At 73.1% G+C, this 26,751-nt stretch carries 23 protein-coding genes; 8 read left to right on the top strand and 15 right to left on the bottom strand.

Annotation, left to right across the window (positions count from 1 at the left end; translation table 11 throughout):
- Window positions 1-2: 2 nt before the first annotated feature.
- The 4 genes from ACZ4XX_RS07840 to ACZ4XX_RS07825 are packed head-to-tail and all read right to left on the bottom strand — an operon-like array spanning window position 3 to window position 4,342.
- Window positions 3-782 (bottom strand): CDP-alcohol phosphatidyltransferase family protein, encoded by a 780-nt coding sequence (locus tag ACZ4XX_RS07840; RefSeq protein ID WP_468507055.1) that lies wholly within the window; start codon window positions 780-782, stop codon window positions 3-5.
- Window positions 760-1,821, bottom strand: a complete 1,062-nt coding sequence (locus tag ACZ4XX_RS07835; RefSeq protein WP_468507054.1) for an iron-containing alcohol dehydrogenase family protein — start codon at window positions 1,819-1,821, stop codon at window positions 760-762. The genes ACZ4XX_RS07840 and ACZ4XX_RS07835 overlap by 23 nt, the downstream gene beginning before the upstream one ends.
- Complete coding sequence (locus tag ACZ4XX_RS07830; protein WP_468507053.1) at window positions 1,809-2,546, bottom strand: phosphocholine cytidylyltransferase family protein; 738 nt, start codon at window positions 2,544-2,546, stop codon at window positions 1,809-1,811. The genes ACZ4XX_RS07835 and ACZ4XX_RS07830 overlap by 13 nt, the downstream gene beginning before the upstream one ends.
- A complete protein-coding gene (locus ACZ4XX_RS07825) occupies window positions 2,543-4,342 on the bottom strand; it encodes a DUF5941 domain-containing protein (protein ID WP_468507134.1) in 1,800 nt (599 codons plus the stop codon). The genes ACZ4XX_RS07830 and ACZ4XX_RS07825 overlap by 4 nt, the downstream gene beginning before the upstream one ends.
- A gap of 451 nt (window positions 4,343-4,793) precedes the next feature.
- Between ACZ4XX_RS07825 and ACZ4XX_RS07820 the strand changes: the two genes are divergently transcribed.
- The 3 genes from ACZ4XX_RS07820 to idi all read left to right on the top strand — a co-directional run bounded on the left by ACZ4XX_RS07820 (window position 4,794) and on the right by idi (window position 7,960).
- Window positions 4,794-5,735 (top strand): cation diffusion facilitator family transporter, encoded by a 942-nt coding sequence (locus tag ACZ4XX_RS07820; protein WP_468507052.1) that lies wholly within the window; start codon window positions 4,794-4,796, stop codon window positions 5,733-5,735.
- 195 nt (window positions 5,736-5,930) lie between these two features.
- On the top strand, window positions 5,931-7,178 hold the full coding sequence (locus ACZ4XX_RS07815) for a GNAT family N-acetyltransferase (RefSeq protein WP_468507051.1): 1,248 nt from the start codon (window positions 5,931-5,933) through the stop codon (window positions 7,176-7,178).
- Between the two features lie 152 nt (window positions 7,179-7,330).
- On the top strand, window positions 7,331-7,960 hold the full coding sequence (gene idi / locus ACZ4XX_RS07810) for an isopentenyl-diphosphate Delta-isomerase (protein WP_468507050.1): 630 nt from the start codon (window positions 7,331-7,333) through the stop codon (window positions 7,958-7,960).
- On the opposite strand, the gene ACZ4XX_RS07805 is transcribed toward idi, so the two are convergent.
- Window positions 7,926-8,483: an ATP-binding protein gene (locus tag ACZ4XX_RS07805; RefSeq protein WP_374115437.1), complete on the bottom strand. Its 558-nt coding sequence runs from the start codon at window positions 8,481-8,483 to the stop codon at window positions 7,926-7,928. The two genes, idi and ACZ4XX_RS07805, sit on opposite strands and share 35 nt — an antisense overlap.
- 346 nt (window positions 8,484-8,829) lie before the next feature.
- Between ACZ4XX_RS07805 and ACZ4XX_RS07800 the strand changes: the two genes are divergently transcribed.
- A complete protein-coding gene (locus ACZ4XX_RS07800; protein WP_468507049.1) occupies window positions 8,830-9,573 on the top strand; it encodes an enoyl-CoA hydratase/isomerase family protein in 744 nt (247 codons plus the stop codon).
- A gap of 73 nt (window positions 9,574-9,646) precedes the next feature.
- Here the strand turns inward: ACZ4XX_RS07800 and ACZ4XX_RS07795 are convergent, their stop codons facing one another.
- Window positions 9,647-10,291 (bottom strand): DJ-1/PfpI family protein, encoded by a 645-nt coding sequence (locus tag ACZ4XX_RS07795; protein ID WP_468507048.1) that lies wholly within the window; start codon window positions 10,289-10,291, stop codon window positions 9,647-9,649.
- Between the two features lie 11 nt (window positions 10,292-10,302).
- Complete coding sequence (locus ACZ4XX_RS07790; RefSeq protein WP_468507047.1) at window positions 10,303-11,274, bottom strand: GlxA family transcriptional regulator; 972 nt, start codon at window positions 11,272-11,274, stop codon at window positions 10,303-10,305.
- Between the two features lie 152 nt (window positions 11,275-11,426).
- Here ACZ4XX_RS07790 and ACZ4XX_RS07785 point away from each other — a divergent pair, with 152 nt between their 5' ends.
- Both ACZ4XX_RS07785 and ACZ4XX_RS07780 read left to right on the top strand, forming a co-directional pair.
- A complete protein-coding gene (locus tag ACZ4XX_RS07785) occupies window positions 11,427-12,296 on the top strand; it encodes an SCO6745 family protein (protein ID WP_468507046.1) in 870 nt (289 codons plus the stop codon).
- 110 nt (window positions 12,297-12,406) lie between these two features.
- On the top strand, window positions 12,407-14,908 hold the full coding sequence (locus ACZ4XX_RS07780) for a Tex family protein (protein ID WP_468507045.1): 2,502 nt from the start codon (window positions 12,407-12,409) through the stop codon (window positions 14,906-14,908).
- 209 nt (window positions 14,909-15,117) lie between these two features.
- Here ACZ4XX_RS07780 and ACZ4XX_RS07775 read toward each other — a convergent pair whose 3' ends face one another.
- From ACZ4XX_RS07775 to ACZ4XX_RS07760, 4 genes are all read right to left on the bottom strand, one after another.
- Window positions 15,118-15,519, bottom strand: a complete 402-nt coding sequence (locus ACZ4XX_RS07775) for a hypothetical protein (protein WP_468507044.1) — start codon at window positions 15,517-15,519, stop codon at window positions 15,118-15,120.
- Window positions 15,516-16,244 (bottom strand): 2-phosphosulfolactate phosphatase, encoded by a 729-nt coding sequence (locus ACZ4XX_RS07770; RefSeq protein WP_468507043.1) that lies wholly within the window; start codon window positions 16,242-16,244, stop codon window positions 15,516-15,518. The genes ACZ4XX_RS07775 and ACZ4XX_RS07770 overlap by 4 nt, the downstream gene beginning before the upstream one ends.
- Before the next feature lie 227 nt (window positions 16,245-16,471).
- The gene (locus ACZ4XX_RS07765; protein ID WP_468507042.1) at window positions 16,472-18,109 is read right to left on the bottom strand and encodes an ABC-F family ATP-binding cassette domain-containing protein; all 1,638 of its coding nucleotides are present in this window, start codon (window positions 18,107-18,109) and stop codon (window positions 16,472-16,474) included.
- 349 nt (window positions 18,110-18,458) lie between these two features.
- A complete protein-coding gene (locus ACZ4XX_RS07760; RefSeq protein WP_468507041.1) occupies window positions 18,459-19,049 on the bottom strand; it encodes a hypothetical protein in 591 nt (196 codons plus the stop codon).
- Window positions 19,050-19,131: 82 nt separating this feature from the next.
- Between ACZ4XX_RS07760 and ACZ4XX_RS07755 the strand changes: the two genes are divergently transcribed.
- Window positions 19,132-20,088: an FAD-dependent oxidoreductase gene (locus ACZ4XX_RS07755; RefSeq protein WP_468507040.1), complete on the top strand. Its 957-nt coding sequence runs from the start codon at window positions 19,132-19,134 to the stop codon at window positions 20,086-20,088.
- Window positions 20,089-20,171: 83 nt separating this feature from the next.
- Here the strand turns inward: ACZ4XX_RS07755 and ACZ4XX_RS07750 are convergent, their stop codons facing one another.
- The 3 genes from ACZ4XX_RS07750 to ACZ4XX_RS07740 form a co-directional block, all read right to left on the bottom strand.
- Entirely contained in the window at window positions 20,172-20,474 is a 303-nt protein-coding gene (locus ACZ4XX_RS07750; RefSeq protein WP_468507039.1) for a hypothetical protein, read from the bottom strand.
- A gap of 118 nt (window positions 20,475-20,592) precedes the next feature.
- Window positions 20,593-21,900: a M14 family metallopeptidase gene (locus tag ACZ4XX_RS07745; protein ID WP_468507038.1), complete on the bottom strand. Its 1,308-nt coding sequence runs from the start codon at window positions 21,898-21,900 to the stop codon at window positions 20,593-20,595.
- Window positions 21,897-23,960 (bottom strand): Xaa-Pro dipeptidyl-peptidase, encoded by a 2,064-nt coding sequence (locus ACZ4XX_RS07740; RefSeq protein WP_468507037.1) that lies wholly within the window; start codon window positions 23,958-23,960, stop codon window positions 21,897-21,899. The genes ACZ4XX_RS07745 and ACZ4XX_RS07740 overlap by 4 nt, the downstream gene beginning before the upstream one ends.
- Before the next feature lie 224 nt (window positions 23,961-24,184).
- On the opposite strand from ACZ4XX_RS07740, the gene ACZ4XX_RS07735 reads away from it, so the two are divergent.
- On the top strand, window positions 24,185-25,723 hold the full coding sequence (locus ACZ4XX_RS07735) for a M1 family metallopeptidase (RefSeq protein WP_468507036.1): 1,539 nt from the start codon (window positions 24,185-24,187) through the stop codon (window positions 25,721-25,723).
- Window positions 25,724-25,849: 126 nt separating this feature from the next.
- Here ACZ4XX_RS07735 and ACZ4XX_RS07730 read toward each other — a convergent pair whose 3' ends face one another.
- Window positions 25,850-26,734: an oxygenase MpaB family protein gene (locus ACZ4XX_RS07730; RefSeq protein WP_468507035.1), complete on the bottom strand. Its 885-nt coding sequence runs from the start codon at window positions 26,732-26,734 to the stop codon at window positions 25,850-25,852.
- Window positions 26,735-26,751 lie beyond the last annotated feature (17 nt).

The following is a 26,751-nucleotide window of genomic DNA, read 5'->3' as shown; positions in this document are numbered from 1 at the left end:
CCTCACTTCAGCCTGCTCGAAACCATGATCGACACGAGGTGCAGCACGGTCTGGAGCATCGCGATGCCGGCGAGGACGGCGACCCCGAGACGGGTGAAGAAGAGGTCGCCCCTGATCTGGTCCGCGACGGCGAGGACCACGATCAGCAGCGAGGCCTCGATACCGAGGACGAGCCGGTGGAACTTCAGCGCACCGGCCGCACGGCGGGCCAGCGCCATGCCGGAGGAGCGCGGCTCGGAGGCCGACTCCTTGACCGGCGGCAGACCGCCCTGGTGCCGGGCGACGCCGACGAGGTCGGTCTCGGCCTTGATCAGGATGGCGCCGAGGGCTGCCAGGGTGCCGAGGAAGGCCCAGAGCCAGTCGATCCGGCCCGAGCCCCACAGGTCGGCGGCGCGCAGGCCGAAGCCGACGAGCACCGCCGCGTCGCACAGGTAGGCGCCGACCCGGTCCAGGTACACGCCCGCCAGCGAGAACTGCTTCTTCCAGCGGGCCACCTCGCCGTCGACGCAGTCGAGCAGCAGGTAGAGCTGGACCATGAGCGCGCCGAGCAGCGCCCCGGGGATCCCGGGCACCAGCAGGGCCGGTGCCGCGAGGACGCCCGCGAGGGTCATCACGTACGTGAGCTGGTTCGGCGTGATCCTGGTGCCGACGAGCTGCCGGGTGATCCTGAGCGAGATCTCCCGCATGTACAGGCGGCCGCCCCAGTGCTCTCCGCTGCGCCGGTCCTTCACACCCGGGGGGTGCACGACCGGGCGGAGCTCAGCTACCGATGGCTTTGGCATAGTCGGCGTACGCGTCCCTGATCTCGTCGTCGGACAGGTCGAGGTGTTCGAGGATGGTGAAGCGGCCCGGCCGGGTCTGCGGGGCGAAGGACACCGCCTGGACGAACTCGTCCACGCTGAATCCCATCTCCTCCGGCGTCACGGGAAGCCCGTGCCGACGCAGCGTCTCGACCATCCGGCCGGACCCGTCGAGGGCTCCGCGCAGGTGCATGGCGAAGGCCGCGCCGAGACCGCACTGCTCGCCGTGGCTCGCGGCGCGGGTCGGGAAGAGCAGGTCGAACGCGTGGCTGATCTCGTGGCAGGCGCCCGAGGAGGGGCGGCTGTCCCCGCTGATCGACATGGCGATGCCGGACATCACGAGACCCTCGGAGAGGGTGACGAGGAAGTCGTCGTCGCCGACGCCGCCGGGGTGGCGGAGCACGGCCTCTCCGGCGCTGCGGGCCATCGCGGCCGCGAGGCCGTCGACGGGCTCGCCCGTCACCTCGTGGGAGAGCTCCCAGTCGGCGATGGCGGAGAGGTTGGAGATCGCGTCACCGATGCCGGAGCGCACGAAGCGGACCGGCGCGTCCCTGATCACGTCCAGGTCGATGACCAGGGCGATCGGGGTGGGCACACCGTACGAACCCCGGCCGTTGTCGTTGTCCAGGGTCGAGATCGGGGAGCAGATCCCGTCGTGCGAGAGATTGGTGGCGATGGCCACCAGCGGCAGCCCGACCCGGGCCGCCGCGTACTTCGTCACGTCGATGATCTTGCCGCCGCCGAGGGCGACCACGGCGTCGTACCGCTTGCCGCGCATGGCGTCGGCGAGCTTCACGGCCTCGTCGATGGTGCCGCCGGAGACCGGGTACCAGTCGGCGCCGGGCAGCTCGGGCGCGAAGTGGTCACGCAGCTTCAGGCCCGAGCCGCTGCTGATCGCCACGGCGATCTTGCCGTTGCTGGAGATCCGCTGGTCCGCGAGGAGCGCGGACAGGTCGTCCAGCGCTCCCCTGCGGATGTCGACGACGACCGGTGACGGGATCAGTCGGGTCAGTACTGGCACGCGATCCCACGGCCCTTCTCGAGGTCGTCGTGGTTGTCGATCTCGACCCACTTGACGTCACCGATGGGCTCGACGTCGACGGTGAAGCCGCGGTTGACCAGCTCCTGGTAGCCGTCCTCGTAGTACAGGTCGGGGTCGCGCTCGAAGGTGGCCTTGAGGGCGTCGGCGAGCTCCTCGGCGGCCTCGGCCTCGATGAGGGTGACACCGATGTACTCACCGGTGGCGGTGGCCGGGTCCATCAGCTTCGTGATGCGCTGGACGCCCTTGCCCTCGGCGGTGATGACCTTCATCTCCTCGTCGGCGAGGTTCTTCACCGTGTCGAGGGCGAGGATGATCTTCTTGCCGTCGCCGCGGGCGGCGAGCAGGGTCTTCTCGACCGAGACCGGGTGGACGGTGTCGCCGTTGGCGAGGATCACACCGCGCTTGAGGACCTCACGGGCGCACCACAGGGAGTAGGCGTTGTTCCACTCCTCGGCCTTGTCGTTGTCGACGAGGGTGAGCTTGAGGCCGTACTTCGCCTCGAGGGCCTCCTTGCGGTCGTAGACGGCCTCCTTGCGGTAGCCGACGACGATCGCGACCTCGGTGAGGCCGATCTCGGCGAAGTTCTTCAGCGTGAGGTCGAGGACGGTGGTCTCACCGTCGACGGGCACGAGGGCCTTCGGAAGCGTGTCGGTGTAGGGGCGCAGACGCCGTCCGGCACCGGCTGCCAGTACGAGACCGATCATGCTGTTTCTCCTTCGTCATGTACGGCTGGTGCTCCGGAGGACACCCAGAAACGGATGGACTCCACGAGCACCACAAGCGCGATGGTGACCGCCAGGGCGGTGAGCGCCAGGGTGAAATCGTTGCCACGGCTCGCCAGCAGGGCGGCGAGGACGGTCACCAGCAACGTGCGGCCCTCGTGACCGCCGATCGTGCGCACCAGCCACGTGGGCGGCGCGCCGGTGCCACCGCGGATGCGGTACACCGTGTCGTAGTGATGGTAGGCGACGGCGGCCACCAGTCCGTAGGCCGCGGGCAAGGCCCCGTTCACCTCGGAGCGGGCCGCGAGGATCAGGATCGTGCCGTACTCGGCGGCCCGGAAGAGCGGAGGGAGCAGCCAGTCGAGGGCGCCCTTGAGGGGGCGGGCGACGGCGGCGCCGGCGAACACCACGTAGAAGACGGCGGCGACGACGGTCTGCTCGGACCCGAAGGGGCGGCCGAGGGCCGCGGAGAGCATCGCGCCCGTGGCGATCAGCGCGAGGACCAGCGGCGGCATCATCAGGATGCCGGTGCGGCCGAGGACGCGGTCGGTCAGCGCGGCGAGCGGCCCGGAGTCCGCGAGGTCCGCCAGGGCCTGCGCGGCCCGGTCGGTGCGCTGCGCCTTGCGGGTCAGGGAGCGCAGGACGCGCCCCGCCGTGGTGTAGCAGGCCCCGAAGGCACAGCCGATGATCAGGGCCCAGAAGACGATCCGCGGGGTGGTGACGGCGGTGAGGACCGCGATCATGGCCCAGCGCTCGCCGATCGGCAGGATGATCATCCGGCGGGCCCAGACGGTCCAGCCGAGGCTGTCGAGCCGGCTGGAGACGGCGAGGCTGGTCTTGGCCGTGGCGCCCGTGCTCTCGGCGTTGGCCTCGTTGAACGCGAAGTCCACGACGTGCCGGCAGGTCATGAGGGTCATCGCGCCGAGCGCCAGCGCCCACACGTCGTCGCCGTTGCGGGCCGCGCCGAGCGCGAGACCGGCGTAGAAGGCGTACTCCTTGGCGCGGTCGAAGGTGGCGTCGAGCCAGGCGCCCATCGTCGAGTACTTCAGCGCGTACCGGGCGAGCTGCCCGTCGGTGCAGTCGAGGACGAAGGAGACGAGGAGCAGGACGCCGGCGGCGATGTAGCCGCCGCGCTCACCGGTCGCCGCGCAGCCGGCCGCGATCAGCGCGGTGAGCAGCGAGGCGGTGGTGACCTGGTTGGGGGTCAGACCGCGGCGCGCGCACCAGCGGGCGATGTAGCGCGAGTACGGGCTGATGAAGAAGGTGGTGAAGAAGCCGTCCTGGGCCTTCACGGCGGAACGGAGGCGTACGGCCTCCTCGTCGACGGCGTCCACGGCGGCGCGGGCCTCGTGGCGGGCCTCGGCGTCGGTGGGCACGGTGGCGACGAGGGTGCCGAGCTGGGGCCGGTGCACGGCGACGCCGTCGGCGTCGAGGGCGTCGGCGAGCGTCCCGGTGAGGTCGGCGCCGTCGGCTCCGGGGGCGCCGGCGGCGGTCAGGGCGCGGGCGAGCGCGGGGCGGGCCCCGTTCTGCACGGTGAGCGCGCCGGGTGCGGCGGCGGCGGGGAACCGGGGGTCGGTGAGGGCGAGGCGCAGCGCGTGCACATGGCCGACGAACCGGGGGTCGACGACCGCGACGCGCTCGCCCGCGGGGACCGCGGCGAGCAGTGCCCCGGTCTCATCGGGGCCGGCTGCGGTCCGGACGTCGAAGCCGAGCGACCGCAGATCTCCGTCGAGCGAGGATCCGGGTGCCGGCGGGCCGGTGAGGATGGCGGTCGACAGACGAACTCACTCCTTGGAGCTGACGGAGGGGCCGGCGGGACCCATGGCGGCCCCGGGCGCGGCGGTGCGGCCCGGCACGGGGCGGCGACACGTCGGCTGAGGCTATCGGATGAAACAGAGCACGAGTTCACCGAGGCTTTGCGGGCCGGACTCCCCCGGGCCCACCCCTGTCCGCACGGGTGCGGGCGGCCTCGTGGAGATCACCATGGGCGTTCGGCGGCCCCGCCTCACAGGACGACGGCCGCGCCCTCCGGCGGGGACCCCGCCCGGAGCCCGGACGGCAACCCGGGTGACACCTTCTCGCCACGGTCGGTCCGGAATGCGCCGTCACCACATCGCCGCAGGTCAGAGCATATGACAACGGTGTTCAGTACCGTGTTGCACATACCCCCCACCCGTAGTTGACTTGCGACTCGGGGCACCTGCGAACAGACGATCTGGAGGCCATGTCATGGGGGCTGGACACGACCACGGGCACAGTCACGGCGGCCCTGCGCCGACGGGTACGGCCGGGGCCGCGTACAAGAACCGGTTGCGCATCGCGCTCGGCATCACGCTCTCCGTGATGGTGATCGAAATCATCGGCGGCGTACTCTCCGACTCGCTCGCGCTGATCGCCGACGCGGCACACATGGCGACCGACGCGGTCGGCCTCGCGATGGCACTGCTCGCGATCCACTTCGCCAACCGGCCCCCCTCGGGGAACCGCACCTTCGGGTTCGCGCGGGCCGAGATCCTCGCGGCGCTCGCCAACTGCCTGCTGCTCCTCGGCGTCGGCGGCTACGTGCTGTACGAGGCGGTCCAGCGGTTCTTCGAGCCGGCCGAGACCAAGGGCGGTCTGGCGATCACGGTCGCGGCGATCGGCCTGATCGCCAATGTGATCTCGCTGTCGCTGCTCATGCGGGGTCAGAAGGACAGCCTCAATGTGCGCGGGGCGTATCTGGAGGTGCTCGCCGACGCGCTGGGCTCGGTCACCGTGATCGTCGCGGCCGGCATCATCCTGGTCACGGGATGGCAGTACGCCGACCCGATCGCCTCGATCCTGATCGGTCTGATGATCGTCCCCCGGACGGTCAAGCTGCTGCGCGAGACGCTGGACGTCCTCCTGGAGGCCGCTCCCAAGGGCGTCGACATGAGGGAGGTACGGGCCCACATCCTGGCCCTGCCCGGTGTCGAGGACGTCCACGACCTGCACGCCTGGACGATCACCTCGGGCATGCCGGTGCTCTCGGCCCACGTCGTCGTGGACCAGGACGCGCTCGACTCGGTCGGGCACGAGAAGATGCTGCACTCGCTCCAGGGATGCCTGGGCTCGCACTTCGACGTGGAGCACTGCACCTTCCAGCTGGAGCCGGTGGGGCACGCGGAGCACGAGGCCAAGCTGTGCCTCTGAGCACGGCCGCCTGTTAGTCTTTTCGTACGAACGCGTGGAGAGAGGAGCTGAGGTTGATGACCGTCGCGATGGAGGCTGCCCCGAGCGGCAGCACCCGGTCCTTCCTCAGCTTCCGGGTCTCCGGCTGACCTGATCCCGGTTCCCACCGGTCCGTCACGTCGTCGGCCGGGGCCCTCTCACAAAGGGTTTCCCACGTTGTCCGACAACGCTTCGCACGACTCCTTCTTCGCCCTGCACCACGGTCTTCCGCGGCAGGGCCCCGGCTCCGACGCCACCACGCGTCGGCTCCTCGCGCTCACCGGGCCGCTGCCCGAGCGTCCGCGCGTGCTCGACCTGGGCTGCGGCCCCGGCCGCTCCGCGCTCCTCCTGGCGGCCGAGGCGGGTGCCGAGGTGACCGCCGTCGATCTCCACGAACCGTTCCTCGCGGAACTGCGGCGGTCCGCCGCCGCCCGCGGGCTCGACGGCTCGGTCCACACCCTCCGCGCCGACATGGGCGCACTGCCGTTCCCGGACGGCTCCTTCGACCTGGTCTGGGCCGAGAGCTCGGTCTTCGTGATCGGCTTCGACCGGGCGCTCGCCGAGTGGCGCAGGCTGCTGGCACCCGGAGGCACCCTGGTGCTCACCGAGTGCGTCTGGACCACCGGGCAGCCCGGCCCGGCGGCCCGCGCCTTCTGGGAGGAGCACTACCCGCTCCGCACGGTCGCCGAGCTCTCGGCTGCGTCGGTCGCGGCCGGCTACCACGTGCTGGGGACCGTTCTCCAGCCGGAGGGCGACTGGGCCGAGTACTACGGTCCGCTCGCCGCGCACGCCGACGCCGCGGACACCACCGTCCCCGGTATGGCCGAGGCGGTGGCGGGGGCCCGCGCCGAGATCGCGATGCGGCGCGAGCACGGCTCCGAGTACGGGTACGCGGGATTCGTCCTGCGGCCCGCGGATCCGCGCTGGCGCACCCGTCCGGAGACCCCCCGGGAGGCCTCGGCGGTCCGGCCGCTCGTGGCGGCCGCCTTCGGCTCGGAGGCGGAGGCCGAGCTGGTCGACGCGCTCCGCCGGGACCCCGACGCCTGGCTCCCGGGCCTGTCGTACGTGGCCGAGGCCCCGGACGGCTCGATCGCGGCGCACGCCCTCATCACCCGCTGCCTGGTGGACGGCTCCCCCGCGGCGGCGCTCGCTCCGGTGGCGGTGGCGCCGGCGTACCAGCGGACGGGGGCCGGAAAGGCAGTCGTCCGGGCGGTGCTCGACGCGGCACGGCTGCGGGGTGAGCCGCTCGTGCTCGTCCTGGGGCACCCGGAGTACTACCCGAAGTTCGGGTTCGTACGGGCGTCCGAGTATGGAATCAAGCCAGGTTTCGAGGTTCCGGACGAGGCCATGATGGCGCTCGTCCTGGACGACTCCGTCCCCGTTCCGCCCGGCACCATCGCCTATCCGGCGGCTTTCGGGGTGTAGTCGCCCCGTGCCGTCTCTCCGCTCCCGCCGCGCCGGAAGTACTCCGGTGCGGTGGGAGCGGCCACGTCCGGCCTCCGAAGTACGGACAAGCCGCTTTTGTACGGCAGACTGAGGTGGCCCCACCGGGGCGAGGACCGAAGCGAAGGATGGGTATGTCGACCACACCAGCCACCGCGGCTCAGATCTCGCCGGAGATGCCGGAGATCATGTCGAACGGTGTCCAGCCGTCCGAGGCCCCGGCGCCGATCATGCTCGAACTGGTCGACGAGGACGGGACGACCATCGGTACGGCGGAGAAGCTCGCCGCCCACCAGGCGCCCGGGCTGCTGCACCGTGCCTTCTCCGTCTTCCTCTTCGACGAGGCGGGCCGGCTGCTGCTCCAGCGCCGGGCGCTCGGCAAGTACCACTCCCCCGGTGTCTGGTCGAACACCTGCTGCGGCCACCCGTACCCGGGCGAGGCGCCGTTCGCCGCCGCCGCCCGGCGGACCTTCGAGGAGCTCGGCGTCTCGCCCACGCTGCTCGCGGAGGCCGGCACCGTCCGCTACAACCACCCGGACCCGGCGTCCGGCCTGGTGGAGCAGGAGTTCAACCACCTCTTCGTCGGCCTCGTCCAGGCCGCGCCGCGGCCGGACCCGGAGGAGATCGAGGACACCGTCTTCGTCACCGCCTCCGAGCTGGCCGAGCGCCATGCCGCCGCGCCGTTCTCCGCCTGGTTCATGACGGTGCTCGACGCGGCGCGTCCGGCGGTCAGGGAACTGACGGGTCCGTCCGGGGGCTGGTGACGACCGGCTGGTGGATCGCCGCTCCCGGCCCCGGTGCCATCGGGGCCAGGGGCAGCGCCGCCCAGATGATCTTGCCGCCGCTCGCGGTGTGCTCGACGTCGCACGCGCCGCCGGACTCCTGGGCGATCTCGCGGACCAGGAGCAGTCCCCGGCCGCCCGTCTGCCCGTAGTCCGCCTCGAGGGCCTTGGGACGGTACGGATGGTTGTCCTCGACGGACACCCTGATCCACTCGGGCCCGATGGCCACCTCCACCGCTATCTCCGGGGACAGCAGCGCCGCGTGCCGCACGGCGTTGGTCACCAGCTCGGAGACGATCAGCAGCAGGCCGTCCATGATCTCCTCATGGACGGGGACGCCCTGGCGGACCAGCAGGTCGCGTACGGCGTGCCGGGCCTGCGGGACGGAGACGTCGACCGCGGCAGCGGTGAAGCGCCAGACTCCTTCGTAGGACGGTTGCCGGGCGGGGCCACCTCCGTGGTTCTCCACGGTACGGTTCCCACCCTCGTGCTCGATTCTCGCCACGGATCGAGTCTTGGCAATGCGCGCAGGCGGACCGGCCTACTGACCAGAAGTCGACACTTATCGGCCGCTTTCCGATCGGGTGAGTATGCCGATGTCAGTTGTTCGACTGATCGGGCACGCCTTTCGACCGCTCCGGGGGCACGCCGGCCACGGGAGTCGGCGCCACCCTACCGACGATCCGCCGCCCGCCCACTCCGATGGCGATCGACCGAGGCCGGCGAAGAGCAGCGGAGCGAGAAGAAGACCCCGAGTACGTCCGGCTCGTGGGCGTCCCCGGCCGTGCGCGCCTCCTCGGGACGACCCCTTCCTGGTCGTACGTTCGGATACGGCGGATAGCATCCGGCCCATGGAGCCGCAGCTGAAGGACAGCGTCACGGACGGGATCGCCACCGTCGTCATCGCCAACCCCGCCAAGCGCAACGCGATGAGCGCCGGCATGTGGCGCGCGCTGCCCGGCGTCCTGGACCGGCTCGCCGCCGACCCCGCCGTCCGGGTCCTGGTGCTGACCGGTGAGGGCGACACCTTCTGCGCCGGGGCCGACATCTCGGCGCTCCGGGAGCCCGGCGACGAGCAGCAGACGCTCGCGGTACGGGCCGAGGAGGCGCTCGCCGCGTTCCCCCGGCCGACCCTGGCGGCCGTCCGCGGCTTCTGTGTCGGCGGCGGCAGCCAGCTCGCCGCCGCCTGCGATCTGCGGTTCGCCGAGGAGGGCGCCCGCTTCGGGATCACCCCGTCGAAGCTCGGCATCGTCTATCCGTCCTCGTCGACCCGGCGGCTCGCCGCCCTGGTGGGTCCTTCGACCGCCAAGTACCTCCTGTTCTCGGGTGAGTTGATCGACGCGGAGCGGGCCCTGCGGACCGGGTTCGTGGACGAGCTGCACCCGGTGGGCGCGTTGGACAAGCGGGTCGCCGAGTTCGCCCGGGTGCTCGCCTCGCGCTCGCTGCTGACCCAGTCGGCGGCCAAGGAGTTCGCCGACGGGCGCCTGGACCGGGACGCCCACTGGGCGGAGCAGGCACGCGGCAGCGGCGACACCGCGGAGGGGGTCGCCGCCTTCCTGGAGCGCAGGACGCCCCGCTTCACGTACGGGAGCTAGGGCAGGGCTCCGGCGGGCGCCGCGGTGACGGCTTCGACCCACCGGACAGCTCCTCGGCCCGGAGGGCCTTCGCTCAGCGCCCCTGAGGGAGGTCCTCCGCCTTCACGCCCCGCCACCGCGCGACGATCTCGGCCGGGGCCTTCTCCGGCGAGCCCGCGTCGTAGGGCGGCTGCGGGTCGTACTCGGTGAGGAGCTGGATGGTCTGGGCGGCCTCGTCCCCGGCGATCCGGCCGATCAGGTGCAGCGCCATGTCGATACCGGAGGAGACCCCGGCGGCGGTGACGTACTTGCCGTCGAAGACGACCCGCTCGCCGGTGGGCTCGACGCCCAGCTGCCGCAGCTCCTCGAAGGCGAGCCAGTGGGTGGTCGCGCGGCGGCCGTCGAGGACGCCCGCCGCGGCCAGGATCAGGGAGCCGGTGCAGACCGAGGTCGTCCAGGTGCTGGTCTCGTCGGCCGTACGGAGCCAGGCGCGGGTCTCCGGGTCGTTCATGGCCTCGCGGGAGTCCGGTCCGCCGGGGACGAGCACGATGTCGGGGCGCGGTACCTCCGCGAGGGTCTTGTCGGCGACGAGGGCGAGGCTGCCCTGGTCGTTGCGGACGGGACCGCTCTCCTTGGCGACGAAGACGGTCTCGGCCCCGGGGATGCGGGCGAGGAGCTCGTACGGGCCGACGGCGTCGAGCGTGGTGAAGCCCGGGTAGAGCAGGACGGCGATCTGCATGCTGCTGCCTTTCAGTTGACGGGCGAGTGGAAGCGACGGCGATAGTCGGCGGGCGCGGTGCCGAGGGTCTTGGTGAAGGCGCGGCGCATCGCCTCGGGCGTGCCGTAGCCGGAGGCGCGGGCGACCTCCTCGACGCCGCGGGAGGTCTCCTCCAGGAGGCGGCGGGCGTGTTCGAGCCGGATCCGGTCGACGTAGCGGCCGGGGGTCGTGCCCGTCTCCGCCTGGAAGGCGCGGGCGAAGTGGCGGGGCGAGAGCCGGGCACGGGCGGCGAGCGCCTCCACGGAGAGGTCTCCTTCGGGGTGCTCGGCGATCCACTGCTGGAGGTCGCGCAGCGGCTCCCGGCGGGCGGTCTGGGCGGCGAGCTGGACGCTGAACTGGGCCTGGTTGCCGGGGCGGCGCAGAAAGACGACCAGGTGGCGTGCGACGGTGAGGGCGACGTCCCGGCCGAGGTCCTCCTCGACCAGCGCGAGGGCCAGGTCGATGCCGGCGGTGACCCCGGCAGAGGTGGAGAGCCGTCCGTCCCGGACGAAGATGGGGTCCGGGTCCACCTCGACCTCGGGGTAGCAGCGGGCCATGTGGTCGCAGGCCACCCAGTGGGTGGTCGCCCGGTGCCCGTCGAGCAGCCCCGCCTCGGCGAGGAGCAGCGCCCCCGTGCAGACGGAGACCAGCCGCCCGGCGCCCGGGGCTCGGCTGCGGAGCCAGTCGATCAGGGCCGGATCGGGTTCCCGGGTTCCCTCGCCGCCGGGGACGACGAGGGTGTGCGGTGCACCGTCGGCGACCGCCTCGGCGAGGGTGGTGTCGGGGAGCAGACGGAGTCCGCTGTGGGTGCGGACGGGTCCGCCGTCCAGGGAGGCGGTGCGGATCGGGTACGCGTCCGGGTCGCCGGAGGCGCGGCCGGCACCGGCGAAGACCTCGTAGGGGCCGGTGACGTCGAGGCTCTGCACGCCGTCGAAGAGGACGACGAGTACGGGTCGCTGCGTCATGCCTCCATCCTGGGAGGGGTGCGGGACGGCCGCAATGACGCTGACCCCACCTTTTCTGCCATCGCGGCGGCGCCACCTGGGCGCGGTACCGGAACGGGTCCCGCCCCTTCCCGGCTGTTCCCGTCGTACCGACCAGTCGGTAACCTTCGGGCATGACGACGACTGCTCTGCCGCCCCGCGCGGGACGCCGCTGCCACAACGCCCTCAACCCGTTGCACTCCACGGTCTACTTCTCGCCCGATCTGGACCGCGAGTTCGGCGCCCTGGGCTTCACCGACCAGAGCGCGATGCGGCTCGCCTCGCGCAGCGCCGCACTCGGCGCGGTGGGCCCCGGCACCGTCGCGGCCACCTTCTACAACTACAACCACGAGCTGCTGGCCCGGCACCTCCCGGCCGTCTGGGACACCGCCTCCCCCGCCCAGGTCCTGGACGCGCGGCTGCGCACCGCCGACGCCACCCTGCGCCGGCTGCTCGGCGAGGAGACGGTCGCCTCCGCGGAGATGGCCGAGGCGGCGGAGCTCGCGCTGCGCGCCACGGAGGCCTGCACCCGGCACGCCCGGCCGCTCTACTCGGCCCACGCGGACCTGCCGGTGCCCGAGGAGCCCCACCTCGCCTACTGGCACGCCGCCACCCTGCTGCGCGAGCACCGGGGCGACGGGCACCTCTCGGCCCTGCTCTCGGCCGGGCTCGACCCCGTCGAGGCCCTGGTCTCCCACACCGCCACCGGCAAGGGCATGGCCCCCCGCTGGGTGCTCGGCTCCCGCGGCTGGCGGCGCGCCGACTGGGACGCCGCGGCGGAGCGGCTGCGCGGCCGCGGGCTGCTCGACGCAGAGGGCGAGCTGACCGAGGCGGGCACGGCCCTCCGTGCCGAGCTCGAGGAGCACACCGACCGGCTCGACGCCGCACCGTACGAGCACCTCGGCGCGGCCGGGGTCGAGCGGCTCACCGAGCTGGGGCGAGGCTTCCTGGTCACGGCCGCCGTCGCGGGCGCCTTCCCCGCGGATCTCGTCGGCAAGGGGTGACCTCGGGGCGCCCGGGACGCGCGCGGGACGGGTCGGTTACCGCGTACGGGTGACCGACCCGGCACAATGCACTCGCAAGCTTGAGGCACGAGAAGGCGAGTCGGGACACCGTGACGACGTCCATCGAAGCAAGGATCGCCGAGGAACTCGGCGTACGCGAGCGACAGGTGAAGGCAGCCGTCGAGCTGCTCGACGGCGGTTCGACCGTGCCGTTCATCGCGCGCTACCGCAAGGAAGCGACGGAGATGCTCGACGACGCGCAGCTCCGCACCCTGGAGGAGCGGCTGCGCTATCTGCGCGAGCTGGAGGACCGCCGGTCGGCGATCCTCGACTCGGTACGCGAGCAGGGCAAGCTGACGGCGGAGCTGGAGGCGAGCATCCGGGCCGCCGACACCAAGGCGCGCCTGGAGGACATCTACCTGCCCTTCAAACCGAAGCGCCGGACGAAGGCCCAGATCGCCCGTGAGGCCGGTCTGGCGCCGTTGGCGGAGGGGCTGCTCGCCGACCCTTCCGTGGAGCCGGCGGCGGCCGCGGCGGCCTTCGTGGACGCGGACAAGGGCGTCGCGGACGCCGCCGCGGCCCTGGAGGGCGCGCGGGCGATCCTCGCCGAGACGTTCTCCGAGGACGCCGACCTCATCGGCGAGCTGCGCGAACGCATGTGGGGCCGGGGCCGGCTGGTGGCGAAGGTGCGGGACGGGCAGGAGGAGGCGGGGGCGAAGTTCGCCGACTACTTCGACTTCACCGAGCCCTTCACGGCCCTGCCCTCGCACCGGATCCTCGCCATGCTGCGCGGTGAGAAGGAGGACGTGCTCAGCCTCGACCTGGAGCCGGAGGAGCCCTCCGAGCTCCCCGGCCCCTCCTCGTACGAGGGGATCGTCGCGGGTCGCTTCGGGGTCGCCGACCGGGGACGCCCCGGGGACAGGTGGCTGCAGGACACGGTCCGTTGGGCCTGGCGGACCCGGATCCTCGTGCACCTCGGGATCGACCTGCGGCTGCGGCTGCGGACGGCCGCCGAGGACGAGGCGGTCCGGGTCTTCGCCTCGAACCTGCGCGACCTGCTGCTCGCCGCACCGGCCGGCACCCGGGCGACCCTGGGCCTCGACCCCGGCTTCCGTACCGGCGTGAAGGTCGCCGTGGTCGACGCGACCGGCAAGGTCGTGGCCACCGACACGATCTACCCGCACGTGCCGGCCAACAAGTGGGACCGGGCACTGGAGAGTCTCGCGCGCCTCGCCAAGGAGCACGCGGTCGAGCTGGTCGCGATCGGCAACGGCACGGCCTCCCGCGAGACCGACAAGCTGGCGGCCGAACTCCTCGCCAAACACCCCGAGTTGAATCTGACCAAGGTGATGGTCTCGGAGGCGGGCGCCTCCGTCTACTCGGCCTCCGCGTTCGCCTCGCAGGAACTCCCGGGCCTGGACGTGTCGTTGCGCGGTGCGGTGTCCATCGCCCGCCGACTCCAGGACCCGCTCGCCGAGCTGGTGAAGATCGACCCGAAGTCCATCGGCGTCGGCCAGTACCAGCACGACCTGGCCGAGGTGAAGCTCTCCCGCTCGCTCGACGCGGTCGTCGAGGACTGTGTGAACGGTGTCGGCGTCGACGTCAACACCGCCTCTGCGCCGCTCCTTTCGCGGGTCTCGGGCATCAGCTCGGGCCTCGCGGAGAACATCGTCGCGCACCGGGACGCCAACGGCCCCTTCCGTTCCCGCCGGGCGCTCAAGGACGTGGCCCGACTGGGCCCGAAGGCGTACGAGCAGTGCGCGGGCTTCCTTCGCATCCGGGGCGGCGACGACCCGCTCGACTCCTCCTCCGTGCACCCGGAGGCGTATCCGGTCGTGCGCCGGATGGTGAAGGCGACGGGCGGCGAGGTCGCGGCGCTCATCGGCGACACGGGGACGCTGCGCTCGCTGCGGGCGAACGACTTCGTGGACGAGACCTTCGGTCTGCCGACCGTGACGGACATCCTGCGCGAGCTGGAGAAGCCGGGCCGCGACCCGCGTCCGGCGTTCCGGACCGCGACCTTCGCGGAGGGAGTCGAGAAGATCGGCGACCTGGCGTCCGGGATGGTGCTGGAGGGCGTCGTCACCAATGTGGCCGCGTTCGGGGCGTTCGTGGACATCGGTGTGCACCAGGACGGTCTGGTGCACGTCTCCGCGATGTCGAAGACCTTCGTCAAGGACCCGCGCGACGTGGTGAAGCCCGGCGACGTGGTCAAGGTGAAGGTCCTCGACGTCGACATCCCGCGCAAGCGGATCTCGCTGACGCTGCGGCTCGACGACCAGTCCGGTGCGGAGACCGCGGACGGGGCGCCCAAGCGCGAGCGCGGCGACCGGGGCGAGCGTTCCGGCCGGCCGCCGCAGCAGCGGCAGGGCGGCGGCGGTGGCGGCGGTGGCCGCCGGGCCGAGCGCGGGGACCGTGGCGGCCAGGGGGACCGCGGCGGCCGGAACGGCCAGGGCGGCCAGGGCGGTCAGGGCGGTCAGGGCGGTCGCGGCGAACAGCCCGAACGGGGTGGGCGTGACCGGTCGTCCGCTCCCGCGCCCGCGAACAGCGCGATGGCCGACGCCCTCCGCAAGGCGGGTCTGCTGGGCGAGGGCGGCGGCAAGCGCCGCTGACCGGACGCGTCGTCGGAGTCGTCCCCGTGTGCCCCGTTCGGGCCGCGGGGACGGCCTCCGCCCGGCGAGCCCGCCGTCGAGTCGCCCGATTCGTCCGGCGACGCGCACACGCCGGACGACCGGGATCGGCCCCGGCCTCCTCGGCGGGGCGGGCGATCCCGCGTGTCAGGCCCCCGGGTCCGTGTCACCGGCTCCTCCGGTGGCACCCGCTACGGCAGGAAGCGCAGGGCCCAGTCGGCGCGGTTGGCGACGGAGAGGTCGCCGTCCTCCGTCAGCGGCTGGAGAAGGTCCCGGGCCGCCTTCGGGTCGGCCTGGACCAGATCGACGATCTCGGCGGCCAGACCGTCCTGGTCGTCACCGAGGTCGACGGCGGAGGCCCGGATCAGGGTCGGCAGGGCCTCCGGGCCGCCGATCGCCGCGAGGACACCGCCGAGGAGCTCACGGGCGTAGGCGTTCCGCTCGGTGAGGGCGCGATCCAGCTCCGCCTGCAGACGCGGCAGGAGGCCGGCGTCACCCGAGGCCGCGATCTCGTCGGCGAGGTCGATCGTCTCGTCCACGTCGGAGTCGAGATCGTCCAGCATCTCGGTCAGCCGGGTCAGTAGGTCGGTCATGGTGCCTCCTGGAATGCGCCGTCCACGAGAACGGGGACGGTCGTCGAGCTGTCGTTCTCGGCGGCCACGGCCACGTCCTGCGGAAAGCCGTACTCGTACAGTTCACGACCCGAGTCACAGCCGTGCAAGGCGGCGACCGGGTCCTCGGTGGCCGCCCACAGCGTGGCCGCCGCGGTCGCCTCCGGGGTGAGGGTGTGCGGGCCCGACGCCCGCAGCCCGGCGAGGACGGCGCCCGCGCCGAGCAGGTCCTCCAGCGCCGGGCGCAGCGAACCGTCCGGCCACCGCTCGCCGGACGCGATGACCGCGACCGGGCGTTCGGCGGAGCCGTAGCCCTGGCGCGCGAGCCAGCGGGCGACGGCCGAGTGGTTGCGCAGGGACGCGGCGACGACGGTCGCGTCACCGGCCTCCGCGGCGATGGTGGAGCCGTTCGGCGAGGGCAGGACCAGGCGCGTCGGCCCCGGGGCGGCGCGCAGGGCCGCCGGGGAGAGCGACCACGGGTGCTCGGGGGTCGCCTCGCGGCGCCCGACGGCGAGGGTCGCGCCGACGCTCTCCGCGTACGCGACGGCCGTCGCGTCCCGCCACCGGTACGGGTGGACGGCCGTGCCGGCCTCGACGGCGACGCCCACGGCGGTGGTGAAGGACAGCACGTCGACGACGACCACGCAGGCGGCCGAGGGGGCGAGGACCCGCGCCTCGACGGGCCCCCAGCCGAACGAGACGGTCACCGCGGGCCCCAGCCGAACGAGACGGTCACCGCGAGACCCGGCCGGCGCACCGAGACGGGCACCGCGAGCCCCGGCCGGAGCGTGAGACGGTCACCGCGAGCCCCGATCGGCGCACGAGCCCGTCATCGCCGGCCCCCGGCGGGCGCTCGGGACCGCCTTCGCGGCCCGCCGCGCCGCGTGTGCGGCCGACGTCGCGCGTCCCCGGCCCGCCGTGTGCGAGGACGCCATCAGAGCTCGGTGACCTTGCCGTCGGCGACCTCGACGCGCCGCGTGGTGCGGACCGCGTCGAGCATCCGCCGGTCGTGGGTGACGAGCAGCAGCGTGCCGGTGTACGAGTCGAGCGCGGACTCCAGCTGCTCGATGGCCGGCAGGTCCAGGTGGTTCGTCGGCTCGTCGAGGACGAGCAGGTTCACGCCCCGGCCCTGGAGCAGGGCGAGCGCGGCGCGGGTCCGCTCGCCCGGGGAGAGCGTGGTGGCCGGCCGCATCACGTGGACGGCCTTGAGGCCGAACTTGGCCAGCAGGGTACGGACCTCGGCGGGCTCGGTCTCCGGCACGGCCGCGCAGAACGCCTCCAGGAGCGTCTCCGTACCGTGGAAGAGCTTGCGGGCCTGGTCGACCTCGCCGACGACGACGCCCGAGCCGAGGACCGCGTCCCCGGAGTCCAGCGGCAGCCGGCCGAGCAGGGCGGCGAGCAGCGTGGACTTCCCGGCGCCGTTGGCACCGGTGACGGCGACCCGGTCGGCCCAGTCGATCTGCAGGGTGACGGGGCCGAAGGAGAAGTCGCCGCGGCGCACCTCGGCCTCGCGGAGGGTCGCGACGACCGAGCCGGAGCGCGGAGCGGCCGCGATCTCCATGCGGAGCTCCCACTCCTTGCGGGGCTCGTCGACGACGTCGAGGCGCTCGATCATGCGCTGGGTCTGGCGGGCCTTCGAGGCCTGCTTCTCACTGGCCTCGCTGCGTGCGTTGCGGCCGAGCTTGTCGCCGTCGGTGGACTTACGGCGGGCGTTCCTGACGCCCTTGTCCATCCAGGACCGCTGCATGTGACCGCGCGCCTCGAGGGCCGCCTTCTTGCCGGCGTACTCCTCGAAGTCCTCGCGCGCGTGCCGCCTGGCCCTGTCGCGCTCCTCCAGGTAGGCCTCGTATCCGCCGCCGTACAGCGTGATCTGCTGCTGGGCGAGGTCGAGTTCGAGGACCTTGGTGACCGTACGGGTGAGGAACTCGCGGTCGTGGCTGATGACGACCGTTCCGGCGCGCAGCCCCTTCACGAAGCCTTCGAGGCGCTCGAGCCCGTCGAGGTCGAGGTCGTTGGTGGGCTCGTCGAGCAGGAAGACGTCGTAGCGGGAGAGCAGGAGGGAGGCGAGACCGGCGCGGGCGGCCTGGCCGCCGGAGAGCGAGGTCATCGGCTGGTCGAGGCCGACGGTGAGACCGAGCGAGTCGGCGACCTCCTCGGCGCGCTCGTCGAGGTCGGCGCCGCCGAGGTTCAGCCAGCGCTCCAGGGTGATCGCGTACGCGTCGTCGGAGCCGGGCGTGCCGTCGACGAGGCCCTGGGTGGCCTCGTCCATCGCCGTCTGGGCGGCGGCGACGCCGGTGCGCCGGGCGAGGAACTCCCGCACGGTCTCCCCCACGCGCCGCTCCGGCTCCTGCGGGAGGTGGCCGACGGCGGCGGTGGGCGGGGAGAGCCGGAGCTCGCCCTCCTCCGGGGTGTCGAGCCCGGCGAGCAGCCGCAGCAGGGTCGACTTGCCGGCGCCGTTGACGCCGACGAGGCCGATGACGTCGCCGGGGGCGACGACGAGGTCGAGCGCGGCGAAGAGGGTGCGTTCGCCGTGGCCGGCGGCGAGGTCCTTGGCGACGAGGGTTGCAGTCATCAGGGTACGAATCCTAGGCGACGGCGGACCGGCTCCGCCCCGGTCAGGGGCGTGGGACGGGCGTCCCCCGGGCAGGACTCCGCCCGGGGACGGGTGCGAGGTCCCCTCAGGGGCTCCGCGGAGACCTCCGCCGGGACTCGGCCCGGGGCCGCGCGGGCCTCTCGTCCGGGACCACCGCGAGCCTGGGTCGGGCACTCCGTCGAGGCCTCCGTCCCAGGAAGGACACAGGCCTCGACGCGAGGCTCCCCGCGGGCCTCCGTCCGGGACTACCTGCGGGCCTCGGTCAGGCGCTCCGCGGACGTCGCGGTCCGGGCCTCGACGCGGGGCTCCCCCGCGGCCTCCGTCGTGGTTACCTGCGGGCCTCGGTCAGGCGCCCCGTGGACGCCGCCGTCCTGGGCTCGGTCGGCGGCCCGGGGCGGCGCTCGGTGGGGGGCTCCGTGCGGGGTTCCGTCACGAGGCGCCCCAGCACGGTCCGGTAGGCCGCCCCGCGGAAGCGGTACGGGCCGACGCCGGGGTAGCCCTCGCGGGCCGGGTCCGCGGTGGGGCCCGTCTGCCAGGCGAAGTCGCGCCAGACGACGTCCTCGCCGTCGTGCTCGACCACGGCGGTCACGGCTCCGCAGCCGAGGTCCTCGCAGTCGGGGCAGGAGTAGATCACCCGGCGGCCGCCCGGGAGCGGGGCCCCGGGGCCGGCGGCCTCGTCCGGTTCGAGGAGCGCGCGGACGTGCTCGGCGCGGAGGGCGGGCGGGAGGTCGCCCGCCAGCGGTGAGACCGTGTCGACGCCCTCGGCCTCGTCGAGCCGGTGGAGCAGCGCCCTGCCGTCGACGACGAGGTCGACGTCCTCGGGGCGGGGGCGGGGGCGGGCGAAGGCCCCGGGATGGACACCGCCACCGTCCGGGAGGACGGCGGGGGCGAGGTCGAGAGTCGTGTACACGGCCGGCATGCCTCCAGCATTCCCCCGTCGGGGTCCTCGTTCCATGGCTGGTCCGTCCCGGAAATGTCCCGGTCCCGGTACGGTCCCGGGCATGGAGAGCGACGTGATCGTGGTGGGTGGCGGGGTCGTCGGTCTGACGACCGCGGTGACGCTGGCGGAGCGCGGCCTTCGGGTGCGGGTCTGGTCGCGGGACGAGGTGTCGGCGACGACCTCGGCGGTGGCGGGAGCGCTGTGGTGGCCCTATCGGATCGAGCCGGTGGAGGAGGCGGGCGCCTGGGCCTCGGTCTCGCTGCGGGTGTACGGGGAACTGGCCGCCGATCCGGAGCGCACGGGGGTGCGGTGGGTGGACGGGGTCCACGCGGACACCGTCCTCGACGGGCTCGGCTCCTGGGCGCGGGAGGTGCCGGGCCTTCGGCAGCTGGCGCCCGACGAGGTGCCGGGGCCGTACGACGTGGGTCTCGCGGCGCGGTTGCCGCTGATCGACATGCCGGTCCATCTGGCGTGGCTGCGGGGCCGGTTCGAGGCGGCGGGCGGGGTCTTCGAGCGGCGTACGGTCACCGGTTTCGGGGAGGCGGCGGCCGGGGCGCGGGTGGTCGTGGACTGCACGGGCGCCGCGGCGCGGGAGCTCGCACCGGATCCCGGACTGCGTCCGGTGCGCGGGCAGTTGGTCCTGGTCGAGAACCCGGGGATCGAGGAGTGGTTCACCTCGGCCGACGCGGGGTCCAGCGAGACGACGTACTTCTTCCCGCAGCCGGGCCGGCTGATCCTGGGCGGGACGGCCGAGGAGGACGACGAGCGGACGGAGCCCGATCCGGCCACGGCGGCGGCGATCGTGGCGCGGTGCGCGCGGGTGCGGCCGGAGATCGCGGGGGCGCGGGTGCTCGGTCACCGGGTGGGCCTGCGGCCTGCGCGGGTGGGCGGGGTCCGGATCGAGGCGGTGCCGCTGCCGGGCGGCGGGCGCCTGGTGCACCACTACGGGCACGGGGGCGCGGGCGTGACGGTGGCCTGGGGCTGCGCGGAGCGGGCGGCGGAGCTCGTGGAGGCGTGAGAACGGCCGCGGGGCGGATGCTGTCGATTCGGACAGCACCCGCCCCGCGTTTGCTCACCGGATCGCTTCCCCGGTGCGTTCTCCTACTTCCAGAGCGGCGGCTTGTTGTTGTTCTCCGCGTCCTCGCACTGGCGGGCGCGCGTCTCCAGGGCGTTGGCGTGGGCGAGGGCCTTGCGGGCCTCCGCGTGGGCGCCGAGGCCCCTGAGCTGCGCGGCGCGGTTGCGCTCCTTGTTGGCGTCGTGCCGCAGCTGGCCGATGTTGCAGGTCATCTTGGCCGCAGCCGCGGGCTCGGCGGTCACCGTCTGGCCGAGCAGCACGCCGCCGGCGAGCAGCGTCGTGGCGAGCACGGACGTGAGGACACGACGTGCGGTCGTGGTGGTGCGCATGGTGTTCTCCAACTTCCAGGCCGTGGGGACCTGTTCGAGGCATGGTCAGTACCAGTGGGTAACTTTACCTCGGCAAACGATCGATTCACGCCACCTCGGTCCGAACGGCACGTGATCGTCAACACTCCTCCGCAGGACTCCCACTGACGAGGTGATAGGTCGCCCGTCCGTCCAGGAGCAGCGGCACGAGCGCGCGCCGCGACTGCGCGAGCGGGACCAGCACTCCCTCGCCCTGGTGCCGCACGGCGACTCCGTGCAGGGCGAGTTCGTCGCCCACCTCCCCGTACTGCGCGGCGGACAGCCGGTAGCCGCAGGGCGGGTCGGCGAGGATCTCCGACGGCTCCGGCGGGTCGTTGTCGGCTCCGCCGAGGAAGACCGGGCCCTGGTCGGCGTATCCGGCGCGCCGGGCCGCGGAGGTGGCCGCCGTGAGGGGTCCGCGCCGCTCGTCGAGGTAGTCGAAGGCACCTTCCAGGGCTGCGTGTTGGGTGGCGACCCGACGTCGGTGGTTGAGGGCCGGGTCGTTCTGCTCGGCCTCGTCGAAGGCGTCCACCCGGGTCTCCACGAGCAGGCCCACGGAGTGCTTGATCCCGACGGTGTTCCGCAGGATCCGCTCCTGCCCGTCGCCCGCGACCTGCTTGATCGGCTTGCCGGTGAGGGGATCGGTCCAGATGCCGTAGACACCGCTGCTGTATCCGGCGAGCCCGGCGGCGGGGCGGACGTACTCCTCGGAGAGGGTCCGGGACTCGTCGTGGACGTGCGGGTCGGCGTCGAGGCTGCGCGGCCAGAGGGCGAGCAGGTCCTTGTCGTAGTACTGGGGAGTGGCACCGTACTCGTGCAGGTCGTAGACGAGTTCGGGGCGCCGGTCGCGGATGACGGCGGCGACCGCGCGCGCCTCGGCTGTGCGCAGGGCGATGTGGTCCCGGTTGATGTCGATGCCGTCGGCGTTGCCCCGGGTGTCGGCCTCCCGGCCGTCGGGGTTGGCGGTGGGCACGACGAGGAGGGTCGTCCGGGCGAGGAAGCGCAGGGTCTCCCGGTCCTGGGCGTGGGCGAGGTCGCGCACCGTGCTCAGACAGGCCTCCCGGCCCGCGGGCTCGTCACCGTGCTGGCTGCAGACGAGCAGCACCGTGGTGCGGCCCGTACCGAGGGTGGCGAGCCGGAGCGGGCGCCCCTGGGCGGTGGTGCCGACGACCCGCATCGAGAGCCGTGCACCGGCCCGGTCGACGGCCGCGAGGAAGTCCCGCTCCTCGGCCTCGGTGGTCCATCGGGCGCCCCCGCTCCTCTCGAACCCGGTGCGCGGCAGCGGCTTCACGGGCGCGCTGTCCGCCGCCTTCGCCGGGACGGTGACGAGCGGCAGCGCGAGGGCGGCGGCGCCCGCCACGAGGGCGAGGGCACGCCGGGAACTCCGGTGTGCGGTACGGGGGTTCATCGGGCGACTCCGATTCCCGGCAGGCGCGGACCGGCGACGGCGGCCGGCGGTGCGGCACCGATCAGCGAGGGGGCGACGGGGGTGAGCGAGGGCACGGCCTGGTACGGACCCGAGGTGGCCCGGCCGAAGGCCGCGGCGCCGCCGACCAGCGGCAGCTTCGCCCAGGTGCGGGCGAGGTCGAGGGTCAGGGTCGGGGTGGTCGACGGAGGGTCGAGCAGGTCCTTGTCGGTGCCGCCGACGATCAGGGCGAGCCGGTGGCCGGCCGGGACGACGTGGTCGGCGGCGGCGAGGTCCAGGGTCATCGCGTACGTCCTGCCGGGGGTCAGCGGGCGTTCCCTGCCCGGGTCGGCCCAGGTCCCGAGGTCGGCCCAGCCACGGCTGACGACCGTGTACTTGACGTCCGTCGTGCGCGCCTCGGTCTCCTTGAAGCAGGCGCTGTCACCGGCGGTGCTCGCGCCCCAGCAGGTGCGGTCGGTGAGGGTGGTGATGCCCTCGCCCGCGGCCCCGTAGTCGCGGATCGTGTCCGGTCCGAGGTCCACGAGAACGGCGGAGAGGTGCGCGGTGGCGGTGGTCGGGGTGGCGGTGACCGTCACCTTCGAGGAGCCGGAGATCCGCAGGTCGCGGGAGAGGGGACGGGTGACGAACCCGGCCTTCTCGGGGGTCGCGCCGTCGATCCCGGCCGCCCAGTCGAGCTCGCCGAGACCGGGGTCGTCGGTGAAGGCGGCGGTGGAGCCGGAGGCGGCGGGCACACGGCCGAGGACGCCGGGCCCGGGCGCCGCGCCGGGGGCGGGGCGCAGGGTGGTGTCGGTGGTGCCGCGCGGCGGCCACTGGCGGTCGGTGGTCCAGCGGTCCGGGGCGCGCTCGATGTCGGCGACCGGTTCGCGGTCGATGCCGTTCTCGTAGCCGAGGAGGTAGTGGTCGAACCAGCGGTGCAGGGTGCGGACCCAGTCGGCGCGCCGGAAGTCGAAGGGGTCGACGTGACCGGTCTGGGAGAGCCAGATCTTCCGCTCGACTCCCTGGGCACCGAGGGCGTCCCACCACCGGCCGAACTGGTTGGCGCGCACGTTGAGGTCCTGTTGGCCGTGCACGACGAAGACGCTCGCCTTCACCCTGGCGGCGTTCCGTACGTGGTCACGCTCGGTCCAGGCGGCCGTGCGGTCGCCGCTGTACGGGGTGCCGGCGGTGATGCGGTCCTGGACGGCCCCGCAGCGGGCCTGCGCCTCGGGGCTGTTGACGTACGCGGAGAGCCAGCTCGGGTTGGCGTCGTACAGCGGGGCGCCCTGGGAGTGGAAGTAGTCGTACCAGGAGGAGATGGCGCCGATCGGGACGATCGTTCTCAGCCCTTCGACGCCGGTGGCGGCGACGCCGTTGGCGATGGTGCCGTCCCAGCTCTTGCCGATCATGCCGACGTTCCCGGTGCTCCACGTGGTGGCGCGGGACCGGGCCTCACCGGTACGGGAGGTGTAGCCGCGGGCCCGGCCGTTCAGCCAGTCGACGACGGCCTTGGCCGACTGGACGTCGGAGCGGCCGCCGACGTCGTCGCAGCCGTCGGAGCGGTTGGTGCCGGCGAGGTCGACCGCGACGAACGCGTACCCGCGCGGGACGAAGAAGTTGTCGTAGAACAGCGGGAACCCGACCGGGTTCCCGTCGGCGTCGTAGGTCTTCTTCTGGCTCTCGTTGCCCCGTCCGCAGCAGGCGTAGTACGGGCTGGCGTCCATGATGACCGGGACCTTCCGGCCGGCTGCGGCGGTCTCCCGGGGGCGGACGATGTCGACGGCGACCCGGTCCGCCCGCCCGTCGCCGTCGCCGTCGAGCCCGGTGTCGACCCAGACGGACTCGCGGACGGCGTCGGAGTACGAGTGGACGGGCCGGGACTCCCGTGCCGCCGTCGCGAGGGTCGCGGGCTGCCCCGCGAACCCGGCGGACGCCACGGACCCGGCGGGCTCCGGCTGCGCGCCGGCGGGCGTGACCAGGGTCGCGAGGAGGGCGGCCGTGGCCGCGGCCACAAGGGTTCCGTACGGCAGTCGGGCTCCGCGGGTTCTCCGCATTCGCATCGGCATGGGCGGGAACGTACCCCGGTCAACTCCCGTGCAAAAGAGTGCCGGAGGCAATCAGGGGTGATTCCGGTTGATTCCAGAGCCGGATGGGTTCATGTCGGCCGAATGGCGATCGTGTGACAGGGGGTCCTCTGGACGTGACGGTGCGTCGGGGCTCTGAATAGTGTCCGGACTAAGGACCGACGACCACCCGCGCGTCTTACTTTCTTATGACTTGGGGAGCACCTGTGCACCGCAGAATCATCGTTCCGAGCGCCCTCGCGGCCTCCCTGCTGCTGGCGATCCCGGCATCGGCGGCCGACTTCACACCTGGGGCCCCGGGCATCGGCGACTCCTACTACCCCACCAGTGGCAACGGCGGCTACGACGTCTCCCACTACGACCTGCGTCTGACGTACCAGCCCGCGACGGACCTGCTGGAGGGCACGGCGACGATCGTCGCCACCACCCGGCAGAACCTCTCCCGGTTCAACCTCGACCTCGGTCTGAAGGTCAGCGAGGTGCGGGTCAACGGCCGCGTGGCGAAGTTCGCCACCTCGGGCTCCCACGAGCTGGAGGTCACCCCGGCCGCCCCGCTGGAGAAGGACAGGTCCCTCTCGATCGTCGTCCGCTACGCGGGCAAGCCCTCCGAGGTGAAGATCGACGGCTGGACCGCCTGGGCCCGCACCCCCGACGGCGGTGTCGCCGCGCAGGAGCCGGACTCGGCCGCCTGGTGGTTCCCGTCCAACGACCACCCGCTGGACAAGGCCACGTTCGACGTCTCCGTCTCGGTGCCGGACGGCACGCAGGCCATCAGCAACGGCGTGCTGCAGTCGCAGTCCTCGCGCCTCGGCTGGACCCGCTTCAACTGGCGTTCCAACAAGCCGCAGGCGACGTACCTGGCCACGCTGGCCGTCGGCAAGTTCGACATCACGACGGACAGGACGGCGAACGGGCTGCCGGTCCTCAACGCGTACAGCAAGGACCTCGGCGACAACGACGGTGCGGCACGCGCCTCGATCGAGCGCACGACCGAGGTCGCGGAGTGGCTGGAGGGGGTCTTCGGGCCGTATCCCTTCAACGCCCTCGGCGGGTACGTGCCGAACGTGACGAGCGGCTTCGCGCTGGAGACGCAGACCCGTCCGTTCTACAGCCCTCGGCAGTTCGCCAACGGCGCCAACGTGTCGGTGGTCGTCCACGAGCTGGCGCACCAGTGGTACGGCGACAGCGTGTCCGTCCGCGACTGGAAGGACATCTGGGTCAACGAGGGCTTCGCCCGCTACAGCCAGTGGCTGTGGTCGGAGAAGGAGGGCGAGGGCACGGCGCAGGAGCTGGCGGACTACGTGTACGCCACGCGGACGGCCGAGGACCCGTTCTGGACGGTGAAGCCGGGTGACCCCGGCCCGGAGAACCAGTTCCACATCGCCGTCTACGACCGGGGCGCGCTGGCCCTCCAGGCGCTGCGCAACGAGATCGGCGACGAGGACTTCTTCGCCGTCCTGAAGGGCTGGCCGCAGAAGTTCGCCCACGGCAACGCGCGGGTCGCCGACTTCGTGCGGTACGCGGAGAAGGTCTCCGGCAAGCCGCTGGCAGAGCTCTTCGACACCTGGCTGTACGAACCGTCGAAGCCGGCCGCGTCGACCGCGGCGGCGGCCGGTCTGTCCGCGCCGGCCGCGCGTGCGGCGGCGCCGCGGGCCGCACAGCCGAAGCCGGCCCAGCCGAAGTCGTGGAAGAAGATCGCGGCGACGAACACGGTCCACGAGTCGGAGCGCCACGGCGGCCACTGAGGAGTGCGGTGACCGGGTCCGTACCGGTCGCGCCGTACGGACCCGGTCATCCCGGCCGTACGGCTTCGACACCCCGGCTCGTACGGTCACCCCGGCCGAGTCGGGCCCGGTCACCGCGGCCGTCCGTCAGCGCCTCGCGCGGCGGGCGGCCGCTCGGGCCTTCCGGGCCTGCGGCAGATAGCGCAGGCGCTCCGGCAGGACGGGGACCACCAGCCGGACCACCCGGGCGAACCGGCGCAGCGCGCGCTCCTGCGCGTCCGTCCAGGTGAGTCCGATGGCCTCCCGGGCGTCCGGCGGCATCATGCCGACGGTGAGGAAGGCGCGCAGCCGCAGGAACGGCCGGCGCAGGACCGGCCAGAGCAGCCGGAGGGCGAGCCGGAGCGGCAGCGGGCCCCGGTCGGGGGCGGGCACGGGCTGGTCGGGGTCCAGCAGCTCGCGGACGACGACGGTCGCCTCCAGCTCGTCCGCGAGGACCTTCCGGTAGTACGGCCAGAACTCCTCGATCGTCTGTGGCATGTCCCGGTCGTGGATGCCGAGGATCCTGCCGACCTGGAGCCACTCGGCGTACAGCTGCCGTTCCTGTGCCTCGGTGAGGGGGCGGGCGAGGAGGCGGAGGCCGTGCGCGTAGACGGGGAAGCCGGTGGCGTGCACCCAGGAGTAGTAGGCGGGGGTCAGCGCGTGGTAGCGGCGCCCGTGGGCGTCGGTGCCCTGGATGTCTCGGTGCAGCTGCCGGAGGCGCCGCCCCTCCCGCGCGGCGTCCTCGCCGCCGTAGATCCACAGCTGGACCGAGCGCAGGGAGCGTTCGCCGCGACCCCAGGGGTCGGTGCGGAAGACCGAGTGGGCGTCGACGCCGGCGCCGATGGCGGGGTGGGCGACCTGCATCGTGAGGGCGGCGGGCAGCATCAGGAGCGCCCGGACGTCTCCGGCGACGCTCCACAGCACGCCGCCGACGGGCGGCGGCACCGGATCGCCGCCGACGGGTACCTGATCGCCTGATGTCACATGCTCCATGGGGCTCTCTCCTCACA

The organism is Streptomyces sp. NPDC029956 (assembly GCF_055574655.1).
The sequence above is the reverse complement of the archived record's forward strand: the minus strand, read 5'-3'. Positions and strand labels throughout refer to the sequence as shown.